Source organism: Chloroflexota bacterium, from assembly GCA_011322445.1.
Lineage (GTDB): Bacteria > Chloroflexota > Anaerolineae > Anaerolineales > DRMV01 > DRMV01.
The window spans coordinates 1-13,632 of record DRMV01000037.1; the positions used below are offsets into that span (position 1 = coordinate 1).

Annotated in this window: 9 protein-coding genes; 6 read left to right on the forward strand and 3 right to left on the reverse strand. The window is 60.7% G+C overall.

Annotated elements, in window-relative coordinates; all coding sequences use genetic code 11:
* The first annotated feature begins 203 nt into the window (after positions 1–203).
* Genes ENJ54_07505 through malQ form a run of 3 tightly spaced genes read left to right on the forward strand, consistent with a single transcriptional unit; the run spans position 204 to position 4,451 of the window.
* On the forward strand, positions 204–1,655 hold the full coding sequence (locus ENJ54_07505; GenBank protein HFC09674.1) for a glycogen synthase: 1,452 nt from the start codon (positions 204–206) through the stop codon (positions 1,653–1,655).
* A 40-nt stretch (positions 1,656–1,695) separates the two neighbouring features.
* Positions 1,696–2,955, forward strand: coding sequence for a glucose-1-phosphate adenylyltransferase (locus ENJ54_07510; GenBank protein ID HFC09675.1), 1,260 nt, complete (start codon positions 1,696–1,698; stop codon positions 2,953–2,955).
* Positions 2,952–4,451, forward strand: coding sequence for a 4-alpha-glucanotransferase (gene malQ, locus ENJ54_07515; protein HFC09676.1), 1,500 nt, complete (start codon positions 2,952–2,954; stop codon positions 4,449–4,451). The genes ENJ54_07510 and malQ overlap by 4 nt, the downstream gene beginning before the upstream one ends.
* 135 nt (positions 4,452–4,586) lie before the next feature.
* Here malQ and ENJ54_07520 read toward each other — a convergent pair whose 3' ends face one another.
* The 3 genes from ENJ54_07520 to ENJ54_07530 are packed head-to-tail and all read right to left on the reverse strand — an operon-like array spanning position 4,587 to position 8,189.
* The gene (locus tag ENJ54_07520) at positions 4,587–5,615 is read right to left on the reverse strand and encodes a 2-oxoacid:ferredoxin oxidoreductase subunit beta (protein ID HFC09677.1); all 1,029 of its coding nucleotides are present in this window, start codon (positions 5,613–5,615) and stop codon (positions 4,587–4,589) included.
* A gap of 4 nt (positions 5,616–5,619) precedes the next feature.
* A complete protein-coding gene (locus ENJ54_07525) occupies positions 5,620–7,452 on the reverse strand; it encodes a 2-oxoacid:acceptor oxidoreductase subunit alpha (GenBank protein HFC09678.1) in 1,833 nt (610 codons plus the stop codon).
* Positions 7,453–7,496: 44 nt separating this feature from the next.
* Complete coding sequence (locus ENJ54_07530; protein ID HFC09679.1) at positions 7,497–8,189, reverse strand: FadR family transcriptional regulator; 693 nt, start codon at positions 8,187–8,189, stop codon at positions 7,497–7,499.
* A gap of 180 nt (positions 8,190–8,369) precedes the next feature.
* On the opposite strand from ENJ54_07530, the gene ENJ54_07535 reads away from it, so the two are divergent.
* From ENJ54_07535 to ENJ54_07545, 3 genes are all read left to right on the forward strand, one after another.
* Positions 8,370–9,902, forward strand: a complete 1,533-nt coding sequence (locus ENJ54_07535; GenBank protein ID HFC09680.1) for a hypothetical protein — start codon at positions 8,370–8,372, stop codon at positions 9,900–9,902.
* Between the two features lie 1,689 nt (positions 9,903–11,591).
* On the forward strand, positions 11,592–12,683 hold the full coding sequence (locus ENJ54_07540) for a ribokinase (GenBank protein ID HFC09681.1): 1,092 nt from the start codon (positions 11,592–11,594) through the stop codon (positions 12,681–12,683).
* Positions 12,684–12,693: 10 nt separating this feature from the next.
* Positions 12,694–13,632 carry a pseudouridine-5'-phosphate glycosidase gene (locus tag ENJ54_07545; protein HFC09682.1) on the forward strand — a complete coding sequence of 313 codons (939 nt, stop codon included), beginning with the start codon at positions 12,694–12,696 and terminating at the stop codon, positions 13,630–13,632.

The following is a 13,632-nucleotide window of genomic DNA, read 5'->3' on the forward strand; positions in this document are numbered from 1 at the left end:
GTCGTGGAGCGCACCCTAAGTTGGCTGGTGAAACGCCGGAGTGTACGCACCCGTTGGTGCAAAAAACCGGAAAACTATTTGGCCTTTGTGTTATTCGCTGCTGCCTCCATTGTGCACGATTTGGCTTTTTTCGGATAGACTCTTATTGCTCCTTCTCGGGCTGGCGGGTGATGCTATAATCAAACAAACACCGCTGCGAGGTTTTGATGAACATCCTTTTTGTTGCTGCTGAGGCCGCGCCTTTTGCTAAAGTGGGTGGGTTAGGTGATGTGGTGGGGGCGTTGCCGTGGGCGTTGAAAACTGCTCACCCTGAATGGGACATCCGGCTGGTGCTGCCGTTGCACCCGACCGTGGATGTAGGCCGATGGGGGGCGCAGCCGCTGACAGCCTTTACGATTGCCCACCGCAATGGGCCGATTACGGCAGAGATTTACCATACTGAGCATCGGGGCCTGGAGGTGTATTTCGTCACCGGCGGGCCGGTGTTGGCTGTGCCGGGGGTGTATAGCCCAGACCCGCGAGCCGACGCTGTCAAGTATGCTTTTTTCTCGCTGGCGACGCTGGCGCTGGCGCGCTACCTGAACTGGCAGCCCGATATTTTGCATGCCCACGACTGGCACACCGCCCTGGCCGTCCACGCTCTGGTTGCTCGCCGCCCCTACGATGCTTTCTTCGCTGCCACTCGCACGGTGTTGACGGTTCACAACTTGCCCTACATGGGTGCGGCGTCGCCGTGGCTGCTGGAAGCCTTTGGGCTGCCGCCCGCCCCGCTGGAAAGCGGTTTGCCCCCTTGGGCGCAAACCATGCCGCTGCCGCTGGGGTTGGCCGCAGCCGATGCTATCACGACCGTTTCTCCTACCTATGCGCGCGAGATGCTTACGCCGGCCTTTGGGCGGGGGCTGGAAGACTTCCTGAAGACCCGCCGCGAGCGCCTGTGGGGCATTCTCAATGGCCTCGACACCGACTTGTGGAATCCCTCGACCGACCCCGCGCTGGATGTGCGTTATACGGCCAGCACACTGGCTTTACGGGAGCGCAATGCCGAGGCTTTGCGTCAGGAAGTAGGCTTGCCGCAGCCGGAGGGGCGTATGCCTCTCGTTGGGTTGGTGAGCCGCCTGACCGAGCAGAAGGGCGTTGATGTGGTGGCTGAGGCGTTGAGGCTGCTGGCGGATTCTCCGTGGCAGGCGGTGCTGTTGGGCACAGGAGAGCCGCAGTGGGAAGACGCCCTGCGGCAACTGGAAGTCGGGTTCCCCGACCGGGTGCGGGCGGTGCTGCGCTATGACGATGGGCTGGCCCGGCGCATTTACGCCAGCGCCGATGTGCTCATGGTGCCTTCCCGTTATGAGCCGTGTGGCCTTGCCCAGATGATTGCCATGCGCTACGGCGCGGTGCCGGTGGCTACGGAAACCGGCGGCCTCGCAGATACCGTGCGCGACGTGGATCTCAGCCGCCGCAGCACCGGTTTCCTGCTGCCGGAAGCCACCCCCAAGGCTCTGGCTTTTGCCTTGCGGCGTGCCTTTGCCCGTTGGGCAGACCGCCGCCGATGGCAGGCCTTGCAACGCCGCGGCATGGCTGAAGATTTTTCGTGGGATAAACCCGCTCAGGCCTATGCTCGTCTTTATGCCCGTTTGCTTGCCCCTGCTCCTGACCCCTAACCCCTAATTCCTGATTTTCTTTCCCTTCCCGGAGGCGCCTATGAAAACCCGTGTGGTCATTTTAGCCGGTGGTGAAGGGTCGCGGTTGAGCGTTTTGACCTCAAAACGCACCAAGCCGGCGGTACCCTTTGCCGGAAAGTACCGCATTATTGATTTTGTGCTTTCCAACTGCGTCAACTCTGGTCTGTTCGATGTGATGGTGGTGGCGCAATATCGCCCGCATTCCCTCATCGAACACATCGGTTCAGGCGCCCCCTGGGACCTCAACCGCGACTGGACCGGCGGCGTGCGGATTTACACCCCTTATCGCGCCCGAAACGCGGCTGGCTGGTTTGTGGGTACTGCAGATGCTGTGCAGCAGAACTTCCGCTTTGTCAAGCACGCCAGCCCCGATTATGTGCTCATCCTCTCTGGCGATCACATTTATAAAATGGATTACGAGCCGATGATTGCATTCCATCGGGAGCATCAGGCTGACCTCACCATGGCGGTTATCCGGGTGCCGCGGGAAGAGGCTTCCCGTTTTGGCATTGTGGGGGTGGAAGACAACCTGCGGGTCAACGCGTTTGTCGAAAAGCCGCCTGAACCGCCTTCCGATTTGGCGAATATGGGGGTGTATCTTTTCAACCTCGACGTCCTCGATAAAGTGTTGCTGGAAGACCACCGTCGCACCGATTCCAGCCACGATTTTGGCAAAGATATTTTGCCCCGCATGGTGAAGGAAGGGTATCGTGTGTTTGCTTACCCTTATGCGGATTATTGGCGCGATGTCGGCACGGTGCAATCGTATTGGGAAGCCCACATGGACTTGTTGGAAGTGCCGCCGCCGTTGAACCTTTATGACCGCCAGTGGGTGATCCACACCCGCACGGAAGAGCGTCCGCCGATGCGCATTGCTGCGGGGGCAGAGGTGCGCGAGAGCATGATTTCCGACGGCTGCATTATCGAAAGCGGCGCCCTGGTCGAGCGCAGCGTGCTTTCGCCGGGGGTGGTGGTGCGATCAGGGGCTGTGGTGCGTGAGTCGGTGGTGTTGACCGATACGGAAATCGGGGCCCAGGCCGTGCTGGAACGCGCCATTCTGGATAAGCGCATTCGCGTAGGGCGGGGGGCACGCCTGGGCGCGCTGACCGAGCCGGTCAACCTCACGATGGTGGGGAAAGGGAGCGAAATTCCCGAAGAAGCGGTGCTGGAAGCGGGGGCGTGGGTTGGCACCGATGTGATTGCCGAAGATTTCCCCGCGGACTTGCGGGTGCGCGCTGGGGAGCACCTGGAAACCCGACGACGAGCGTATCAGGTATGAACATGCGGACACGCGCTTCAGGTTTGCTTTTGCACCCTACCAGCCTGCCGGGGCCTTATGGCATTGGCGATTTAGGGCCCGCAGCACGCGAGTTCGCGGCTGCTTTGGGGCAGGCGGGCTGCACGTTTTGGCAGGTGTTGCCCCTGGGGCCGACCGGCTACGGCGATTCGCCTTATCAGACCTTTTCGGCTTTTGCCGGCAATCCTTACCTTGTTAGCCCCGACGACTTGCTGGCCGAAGGTTTGCTGGTGCCGGAAGATTTGGCAGCGCGTCCCGCGTTCCCGGCGGGGCAGGTGGCCTATGGCACGGTCATTCCGTGGAAGCGCGCTTTGCTGCGCCGGGCGTTTGCACGCTTTCGGGAAGGCCGTTCCCCCCACCTGGAAGGCGCATGGGTGGCTTTCCGGCAGGCACATGCCGCCTGGCTGGAGGATTTTGCCCTTTTTATGGCACTCAAGGAAGCCCAGGACGGCGCGCCCTGGACGGCGTGGCCGGAGCCGTTGCGCACCCGCCAGCCCGATGCATTGGCGCAGGCGGCACGGGAGCATGCAGAGGCTGTGGAGCGGGTGGCTTTTGAGCAATTTTTGTTCTTCCGGCAGTGGCAGGCGCTGCGAGAGGCGGCAACGGCGCACGGCATTCGGTTCATCGGCGATGCGCCCATTTTCGTAGCCCACGACAGCGCCGATGTGTGGGCGCACCCCGAATTGTTTTGCCTTGACAAGGCTGGGCAGCCCACCGTGGTGGCCGGGGTGCCGCCCGATTATTTCTCGGCCACGGGCCAGCGTTGGGGTAATCCCCTTTACTGTTGGGAAACCCACCGGCAGCAGGGTTATGCCTGGTGGTTGGCGCGCTTGCGGACGCTGCTGGATTTGGTGGACGTGGTGCGCCTGGACCATTTCCGCGGTTTTGCGGCTTATTGGGAGGTGCCTGCCGAGGCGCCCACCGCGGAAACCGGCCGCTGGGTGCCGGGGCCCGGCGCGGCGTTTTTTGCTGCGGTGCGCGACACGCTCGGCGACCCGCCGCTGATTGCTGAAGACCTGGGAGTGATTACGCCCGATGTGGTGGCCCTGCGGGAGCAGTTTGGCTTCCCAGGGATGAAGGTGTTGGTGTTTGCCTTCGACAGTGGCCCCGACAATCCCTTTTTGCCGCACAATTACACCAGCCCTAACTTCGTGGTTTACACCGGCACCCACGACAACGACACCGCGATGGGGTGGTGGCAGCGGGCTTCCGAGGAAGAAAAGGACTTCTTGCGGCGCTACCTTGCCACCGATGGCCGTGATGTGGCCTGGGATTTGATTCGGATAGCGTGGCGCTCGGTGGCAAAGTGGGCGATTGCCCCGGTGCAGGATGTCCTCAGCCTGGACAACCGCGCCCGCATGAATTACCCTGGCCGCCTGGGCGGCAACTGGGCCTGGCGCATGGAAGGCCCCTTGCCCGAAGATGCCCTTGCCCGGCTGGCTGAGTTCAACGCGATCTATGGCCGGAAGGAAGGGTAAGCGCGAGGTTGGGTGGGCCGGGATGGGCCGCACCTGGCATCGAAGAGGGACGCAATTGGAGTTTCGGGAAAACCCAAAGCGCAGGCCAACTGGCCTGCGCTTTAGGTATTGAGGAGGTGAAGGAGATGAGGTGAGTTAGAACATCAACTCGTTGACCGTTTGAATGGTTTCCGGCGCGGGGCGCAGCCGTTCTGCAGGCATGCGGTTGAAGGGCACATCCTCGGGCAATTCGTAGAGGTCGGGCAGCGAAGGCCGCTCGGTGTCTACATAGAGGAGGCCGGTGAGCAAGATGTGCTTTTGTTTGGATTCTTCCAATGCCCGAATGGCGGCAAAGCGGTCGGTGGGGTCGTAGTCGCGGTCGACCTGTTTGAGCACCAATACCGAGCCGTCGTGCATGGTGACTTCCCGCACTTCGCCGGGCTGCATTTCGCCCTGCAATTGGATTTCTTTGGCGTCGGGGAGGAATTGCATTTCATGCAGCAAGACTTCGTGCTGCTTGCCCCATTCGTAAGAGTGGGTGGCCGTGGGTTGGTTGTTGAACGAGACGCAGGGGCTGATGATGTCCAGAATGGCGATGCCTTTGTGGTGCATGGCGGCTTTGATGAGCGTCTTCACCTGCTTGGGGTCGCCGGCAAAGGTGCGGGCCACGAAGGTGGCGTTAGAGGCCAGGGCTTCCATGCAGATGTCAACCGGCTCGAAGGGGTTGACGCCCTGCTTTTTGAGTTTCAGGCCGCGGTCAGAGGTGGGGGAGAATTGCCCTTTGGTGAGGCCATACACGCCGTTGTTGGCGACGATGTAAACCAGGGGCATGTTGCGGCGGATGATGTGTTTGAATTGCCCCATGCCGATGGCCGCGGAGTCGCCGTCGCCGCTCATGCCGATGCCGATGAGCGAGAGGTCGCCGAAGAGGGCGCCGGTGGCGAGGGAGGGCATGCGGCCGTGCAGGCCGTTGAAGCCGAAAGAGCGGCCCAGCATGTAGGTGGGGGCTTTGGAAGAGCAGCCAATACCGCTGAACTTGACGACCGCTTCCGGCGGCAGGTTTTCTTCGAAGACTGCGGAGATGATCTGGCTGATGATGGAGTTGTGGCCGCAGCCCTGGCACAGGGTGGTGGGGGCGCCTTTGTAATCGGCAATGCTCAATCCGAGGGCGTTTGTCTTCGCCATGATATTACTCCTCTTCCATTTCCAGGATGGTATTCATAATCCAGCGGGCGGTCAGGGGCAGGCCGTCGCCTTTGGCCACGGAATACAGTTTGTCGGCCATGTCGGGCACGTCCAGTTGCAGCAGTTGGCGCATCTGGCCGTCGCGGTTCATTTCCACCACGTAGATTTTATCGTGGCTGGCGATGAAGTCTTTGACCGCTTGCGAGAAGGGGTAAGCCCGCAGGCGCAGATAGTCGGTGGCAATGCCCTTTTCTTCCTTGAGGTAGTGGCGGGCTTCCTGAATGGCAGGGTCGTTGGAGCCGAAGGAGATGATGCCGAAAGAAGCGCCTTCCATGGTGTGGACTTCGGGCTTGGGCAGCATTTCGCGGGCGTTTTCGATTTTCTTCTTGATGCGCTTGAGCACGCGGGTCCACACTTCGGGGTCTTCGCTGTAACGGGCGAATTCGTCGTGGCCGGTGCCGCGGGTGAAGTAAGCCGCTTTGGGGTGTTTGTTGCCGATGACGGTGCGGTAAGGAATGCCGTCGCCGTCCACGTCAAGATAGCGGCCCCAGGCCTTGCCTTCTTTCTCCCACTGTTCGAGATCTTCTTCCCAGAGAATTTTGCCGCGGTCCATCGGCTCGGTGGGGTATTCAAAGGGCTTGACCATCCACTGATTTTGGCCGATGTCCAGGTCACTCATCACGAAGATGGGGGTCTGCAAGCGCTCGGCGTAGTCGAAAGCGCGCCAGCCGAACTCGAAGGCTTCCTGGGCATCTTTGGGGAAGAGCATGATGTTATCGGTATCGCCCTGGCTGATGAAGGCCACCTGGGTAATATCGCCCTGCATCACGCGGGTGGGAAGGCCGGTGCTGGGGGCGCCGCGCTGCACATCCCAAACCACAATCGGCACTTCGGCGTAGTAAGCCAGGCCAAGGAATTCGCCCATCAGGCTGATGCCGGCCCCGGAGGTGGAGGTCATGGAACGCAAGCCAGCCCATCCGGCACCGATGGTCATGCCCACGGCCGCGAGTTCGTCTTCGGCCTGAACCACCACCACGGTATTCTTGCCGGTCTTGGGGTCTTTGCGCAGTTTGGGGATGTACTGGTTCATGGTTTCCACCAGGCTGGAAGCCGGGGTGATGGGGTACCAGCCCACAAATTGCACGCCGCCGTAAAGGGCGCCCAACGCAGCCGCGGTGTTGCCATCGGCCATGATGTAGCCGTCGGTGGCGTTCATCGGTTCCAGGCGGTAGGGGTCTTTCTTTTCCAGGTTTTCTTTTGCCCATGCCGCCGCGGCTTCGATGATGCCGTAGTTCAGGTTGATGGGGCTTTCTTTGCCTTTGAAGTGGAAGTCCAGCGCGGCGTGGATGTTATCCATGTCAATGCCGATAATTTCAGCCAGCACACCGACATACACCATGTTGGCAACATAGTCGCGCAGTTTGGCGGGGGCGCCCGATTCGCGCGCCAGTTTCTTCACCGGCATGGGGTACATGGCGATGTCGTCGCGCTGGATGGGCAGTTTCAGGTGGTCGGCATAGAAAAGAACGCCGCCGGGCATCACGTCTTCAATATCGTCTTTGATGGTGGCGGGGTTCATCGCAATGACGATTTCGTGCTCTTCGCGCCGGGCCAGGAAGCCATCTTTGCTGATGCGGATGGTGTACCACGTGGGCATCCCCTGGATGTTGGAAGGGAAAATGTTTTTCCCCTGCACGGGAATGCCCATCTTGAAGATGGCCCGCATGATGGTCAGGTTGGAAGTCTGGCTTCCTGTGCCGTTGATGGTGCTGACGGTGATCGAGAAATCGTTCACCACAGCACCCTTTTGGGAGGCTGGTTGCGTTTGTTTGGCCATAACCTCATCTCTCCTTGAATTTTTTACCGGCAGAGCCGGATGTTCTACGCAGTGGGTGTGATTCCCTCGAGAGGGCGGTGGTAGAGCAATTCGGTGTGCTCCAGCAAGGCCTGGTAGCCTTCGTCGTATTTCCCGGCGCAGATGGCCTCGACCATGCGCTCGTGGTATTGCCACACTTTGCTCAGGTAGGTATAGTCGGTATAACGGTTGTAGCCGATGGCTTCGTAGGCTTCCCAGTAGGCTTCCAGAATGCCTTGAACGAAGGCATTGTTCAAGCGGCGGTAAATGGTGAGGTGCAGGTCGCGATGCTCGGCATGGGGAATATGGATGGGGTTGCCGCGCAACTGTTCCCACGCCGTGGCGACCAGGGTTTTGAGGTATTCTTTGTCTTCGTCGGTGAGCAAACGGGCTGCTTTATGGAAATACGCGGCTTCGATTTTCTTCCGCAGGTCGGCGAATTGCTGGAAGTATTTTTCCTGATCCAGATGTAGGGCATAGTGCAGGCTGAGCGAGACGGCCGGGGTGAAGGTGTAGGGCAGACGGCGTAGCCCGACCCGCGGGCGAGCCTCGACGAACCCCAACGCCTTCGCGACGGCCAGTTCTTCCCGCACGCGGGTAATGCTCCATCCTAATGCTTTCCCCGCTTCTTTTAGGGGTGGCAGATGGTGGCCGTTGCCGTTTTGAGCGGCCTGGTTGGCAAGATATTCCAGAAACGGGAATTGCTCCCAGATGGTCACGTGGAATTCCTCATATCAATTGAATTATTCGTATGATATGCATTGATTGTACCGCTGGGGCAGGGTGGGCGTCAAGGTTTGGGAAACAGCATATCGCGGAAAAGGCTACCTTTATCGCTCGTTTTGTTATACAATGAAACCGTCGTGTTCGCGCGAAGGCTTCCGTCGAGAGGCATGCCGGTGATTTCACGGATTTGGCGCTACTACAATCATCCATACCGCCGTTGGCTTTTGCCGGTAAGCGTGGGCGTGGGGGTGTATTTCTACTTGTTGTGGGGGCAGTATCATCCTCTGGCACGACTGCTGGCGGGGCCCAAGGTGTGGGGGTTGCAGGGGGTGGTGGATTGGATGCTGGGCTCGTTGTTTTACCTGCCGTTGTGGAAGTTTGTGGGGTGGTCGGCGGTCTTTTGGGCGATGGTGGCTTTCTGGCTTTTCTTTTTTGCTCAGTTCGCGCTGCCGGTGCAAACCCTCGAAGAGCGCCGGGCGATTTTTGTGCGTTTGCTGTATTACGTCGCGGGGCTGCATGGGCCGGCGATTTTCATTCAAGATGGTGAGAAAATTGAAAGCAAGGCGGAGAGGTTGCGGCGTGGGCCGGGCGTGATTGTGTTGGATAGCGCCAGCGCCGCGGTGTTGCAAACGGAAGGCGGCTTTACGCGGGCCGTGGGGCCAGGTGTGGTGTTTACCAAGGCGGGGGAAACAGCCCGGCCGGGCGCAACGGTAAACTTGCGGAAACATTCCGCCAGCCTGGGGCCCCAAGGGGACGAAAACCCCTTTGCCCCTCGCAGCCCTGACGAAACCGATGAGATGTATGACCAGCGTATGAACCACCGCTGGCAAACCAGCGCCAAGACGCGCGACGGCACCGAGGTGGTGCCCCGCCTGGTGGTGGTTTTTGCTCTTGATAAGCACCCCGATGGTCTTTCGGAGGAGGCGTGGGAAGCGGGCCGCTTCCGTACCCGCTTTTTCGGCCATAAGGTTTCGGTGTGGCGAGCAGTGACCCATCGCCCGGTGGATGCCGCGAAGGCTGCCCTTGGCACGGGGAAAACCCCGGATGATCGTTTGCTGCAGTGGGATTGGCTACCAGCGCGCCTGGCGGTGGACGTTTGGCGGGAATATTTGCAGCGTTTCCGCTTGACCACGCTGTTCCAGGTTTCCCCCGATGGCACGCCCATGCTGGATTTCATCGCCGCGGCCATTCGCGAGCGATTGACCCAGCCCCAGTATCGTGAACTTGGCCTGGATGGGCAGCGGACGGGTGAAATGCTCTCCAGCCGGGAATACGCTTTGCTGCAAGAGCGGGGCATTCGGGTCATCGCGGTGGCTTTGCCCGCGATTTTCCTGCCGCCGGAGGTGGAAGAGGAACTCGTCGCGCGTTGGACGGCCAACTGGCTGGTGCGAGCCCGTAAAGAGCGTGAACTTGTGGAACAGCGGCGCAATCTCGCGAAAAAGCAGGGCGAACAGGAAGCCGCCGATGCGTGGGCCAGGATCATTGTGGAAGAGGCGTGCACCTCTGATGAGGATGTTTCCCCAGCAACGTGTTTAGACCGTTTGTTGGCTGCGTTGAGCCGGGCGGTGCAGCGCGATCCGGCCCTTTACCTGGCGCACAGAAGCGAGTTTGATGCGCTCGAAATGTTGTGGGCCTGGGTGCACAACCGCCGCATTGAGGCTAATGGCACAGATTTGACGGGGACAGGGGGAGACGACCATGCGTGAGATGTTGAGCCGCCTCTGGCATGATTTTGTCCTCTTCAACGAGTGGTTGAAAGCCCTTCCCAAGCGCAGCATGGAAGGCCTCTTGAATCGCTTGTTTGTGATTAACAAGCCGGCCGGTCTGAAGCGCGTTTATGCCCGTGATTTGTTTTTCTTTGCCGTGGTTGCATGGATTTTAGCCGCGCACTGGGAAACCGTTTCGCACACAGGCTTTCTTGAAATTTGGCATGCAGTGCAGGGCTCGGTGTTGGCGAAGATTTTGGGGGAACTTATCTTCGGCGTTCCCTTTTACGTGCGCAAACTGATTATCATTTTCCTGCTTCCCGATAGCCTGCGGGTGTGGCTTCCCGTGTTGTTGCCTTATTTGCTGGGTTGGTATGTCGCGGCGCGCTATGTGGAAGACGTTTTCGAGGTCAGTGATGCCTTGAAAGACCGTGCAGAAGGGTTGAAGGTCGCGCAGGAATTCTTGTTGCGGGCAGCGTTTGCACACAGTTACGGGCGGGTCAAGGAACGCAAGACCTTCGCGTGCCGTTTGCTGGGGCGGCTGCGGCCGATGGTGTGCCCTACCGAAGAGGAATGTCTTTCGTGGGGGCGCAGCCGTCAGTATGGGGTCAAGGTGCCCTTCTTGCGGCGGGTGTGGGATTTCCTGCGTGGTGCCCCCGTGGGGTGCCCTCATACCCTGGCAATTGTGAATGGCGAGGTCAAAGAGATGCGCTCGCCGCTCTTGCTCATTGGCGGGCCGGGTTATGTGTTCATGAGCACCGATAGCGCGGCTTTGTTTGAGCGGGTGGATGGCACCCCCCACGTGGTTGCCCCGACCACCCGCCGCCTGGAACTGATTGAAGGCTTTGAGCGCCTGCGCCGCATTGTCAGCCTGCGCGAGCACCAGATGACCTTGAGCGCCAGCGCGCGCAGCCGCGACGGCATCCCTATCGAAGTAAAAGACGTCCAATTGCTGTTCAGCATCTATCGCGGCGGGCGCAAACCGACCGAAAAAGAGCCTTTCCCGTTCTACCCGCCGGCATTAGAGCAACTGGTGTATGGCGAAATGGCTTCGCCAGTGGTTGACCGGCAGGAAGCCTTAGCCAGTAGTCGGTTGCTGACCAATGCCATGCGGGTGATGGCACGCTCGGAACTCACGCGCTTCATCCGCTCGCAGACCGTGGTGGAATTCCTCGCCAGCGTGGCGCCGATGGATATGGAAACGCTGCAGACCTTTTATCGGGAACTGGCGCAGGAAACCGTGGCCCCGCATGACCAAAGCGCGCCAATTTTGCCCACTTTGCCGCGGGCGCCGCATTTTGTGCCTCGCCCCCGCATCGCCGAGCGGTTCGACGTGCTGGCTAATGGCCCCGAAGGCGAGCGCGCCCGCCAGCGCGGTGTCGGCCTGCAGTGGATTGGCCTGGGCGCCTGGCACACCCCGGTGGACAAGGTCATTGATCAGCACCTGGAGGCCTGGCGGTTGAGCGTGACCAATGTGTTGCGTTCCAGCGAGGCGGCGCTGAGCCAGCTGCGCCGCCAGCGACACCTCTCCGCGTTTACGGAATATGTGCGCGAGTTGCTGGCCTGGTTCCAGAGCACGGAAGGTGAAACCCCGCAAACTCGCGAGGTTGTCCTGTTGCGTTACTTTGTCCGTCGTCTGGAAGTGGCAGCCCTGGGCCGGTATGGCAGCGTTGCCCTGGCGCCTTCGGAATGGCGGCGCACCATCGCTTACCTTCAGTCGCTTCTTCCGCGCGAGGTAGACCGCGAAGAGGAAGGCCTCCGCGAAGGCGGCGATGGCGACGGCGAAGATCATTCTGCTCGCGCTTTGCCCGACGAAGAGAGGTAGCCATGACCGTTTGGGAGAATATTGACCCCGACCGCCCCGTGCTGGTGCTTGGCAGCGCCGCAGTAGATACGGTAGCCTACCCCCAAACGCCGCTGGAAGAGGGCGCAGCCGTGCCGGCGCACATGCGCACGGCCAGCGGTGGCGTGGCGCGCAATATTGCGGAGAACCTGGCGCGATTGGGGCAGCCGGTGGTTTTCCTTTCGGCCGTGGGGCGCGACGCGGCAGGCGACCGCTTGCTGGAAGAACTGGCCGCGCTGGGGGTAGACGTGCACGCGGTGCTGCGGGTGACCGATTACCCCACCGGACGCTATGTGGGGGTGCTGCGGCCGGAGGGTGGCCTTTACCACGGCTTTTACGATATGCGCATTAGCCGCTCGCTGACGGCCGACTATTTGCGCCATCATGCCAACCTTTTCATGGATGCTGCCGCGCTGGTGATGGATGCTAACCTGCCCAAGGCGACTTTGCGCACGGCTTTTGCTTTGGCCCGCAAAGCCGGTTTGCCGGTGACTGCCGACCCAACCTCGCCGCAACTGGCGCGCAACCTGCGCCGCTACCTGCCCCGCCTGGCGCTCATCACACCCAACCATCAGGAAGCCGCTGCATTGTTGGAGCGCCCGCTTGACCCCACCGATTTTGAGGAGGTGACGCGCGCGGCTAAGGACCTGGTAGCCCAGGGCGTTGGGCTGGCTGTGGTGACCCTGGCCGAGTTTGGGCTTTGCTACGCCACTTCCGATGGGCAAGGGCACCTGCCGGCCCTGCGTACCGAAATCCTCGACCCCACCGGCGCGGGCGATGCCCTGACCGCCGTGGTGCTTTACGGCTTGCTGCATGGCTTCCCGGTGGATGATGCGATACAATTGGGCATCTCGGCGGCATCCCTCGCTTTGAATGCCGAGGGCAATGTGCCTGCCGACCTTTCGCTGGAACGACTCTACGATCAACTGGTGGTGTAACGAGGAGTCTATGGAAAACCGTCAACTTCCCCCTGGAGTTCAAATCGCCCCGCATGTTGCGCGGGCGCTTTCGTTAAAGATGCCTGTGGTGGCGCTGGAATCGACCGTCATCACCCACGGCTTGCCCAAACCCGACAACCTTTCACTGGCGCATGATATGGAAACTGCCGTGCAGAATGCCGGGGCGACGCCAGCCACGGTAGGGGTGTTGGGCGGGAAGGTCATTGTGGGGCTGGACGATGCCGAACTGGCGCGGCTTGCTGGTGTGGCTTCCCCTTGCAAAATCAGCGTGCGCGATTTTGGCCCGGCCATTGCCCAGAAAGCCGATGGCGGCACTACGGTGGCGGGCACGCTCTTGGCGGCGCGGCTGGCGGGCATTCGCGTGTTTGCCACCGGCGGTATTGGCGGCGTGCATCGCTGGCCGCCCCACGATGTTTCGGCTGACCTGCCTGTCCTGGCGAACAGCCCCGTCATTGTGGTTTGCGCAGGGGCAAAGGCCATTCTTGATCTGCCTGCTACGCTGGAAATGCTGGAAACTCTCGCCGTGCCGGTGGTGGGCTATCAGACGGATGAATTTCCTGCCTTCTACTCACGGGAAAGCGGGTTGAAAACGCCGCATCGCGCCGACACGCCCAAGGAGGTTGCCCAAATTGCCAAAGCCCACTGGGCCTTGGGGTTGCAAAGTGCGGTACTGGTGGTGGTGCCGCCCCCTGCTGAAGCAGCGCTGCCGCGTGAGCAGGTTGATGCGGCGATTGAGCAGGCGTTGCAGGAGGCCGAAGCCCGCGGGGTGCGCGGTCAGGCCAGTACACCTTTCTTGCTGGAACGGGTCAGCGAACTGACCGGCCACGCCAGTTTGCAGGCCAACCTGGCCTTGCTCAAGAACAACGCTGTCGTGGCGGCGCAAATTGCCCGGGCGCTCTTCCCTGCGCCGATGGCCTACATGGTGTGA